Source organism: Paraburkholderia humisilvae (genome assembly GCF_902859855.1).
Classification (GTDB): domain Bacteria; phylum Pseudomonadota; class Gammaproteobacteria; order Burkholderiales; family Burkholderiaceae; genus Paraburkholderia; species Paraburkholderia humisilvae.
The window spans coordinates 1-526 of record NZ_CADIKH010000506.1 but is presented as its reverse complement, the minus strand read 5'-3'; the positions used below and the strand labels follow the sequence as shown (position 1 = coordinate 526).

At 63.9% G+C, this 526-nt stretch carries 1 protein-coding gene; it reads left to right on the top strand.

The features are described from left to right. A partial coding sequence (locus HV796_RS43255; protein ID WP_175233675.1) for an AEC family transporter occupies positions 1-526 on the top strand: 526 nt, incomplete at both ends.

The following is a 526-nucleotide window of genomic DNA, read 5'->3' as shown; positions in this document are numbered from 1 at the left end:
CGACCGCCGCTTCCGAACTGAACCGTTTCGTCGTGTGGCTCGCGTTACCCGCGCTGCTGTTCGACACGATGGCGCACTCCACCTGGCATCAGCTTGATCAGCCGGGTTTCGTTGCGACGTTTTCGCTTGCGTGCGCAGTGGTGTTTCTCGGTGTGCTGGCGGTGCGGATCGTGCAGGGTCGCCATCTTGCCGATGCGAGCGTCGACGCAATTGCGGCGTCGTACCCGAATACCGGTTATATCGGCTTTCCGCTCGGCATGATCGTGTTCGGCAACGCCAGCCTCACGCCGACGATGATTGCGACGATCATCGTCGCGTGCGTGCTGTTCGCGCTGGCGATCGTGCTGATCGAGACCGGTTTGCAGACCGAGCGCGCGCCGCACAAGCTCGGCTTCAAGGTGCTGCGCTCGCTCGCGAGAAATCCGCTGATCGTCTCGCCGATCGCGGGTGCGCTCGTTGCGAGCGCGCATTGGACGTTGCCGCACAGCGTCGAGACCTTCCTGAAGCTGTTGGGCGGCGCGGCGAG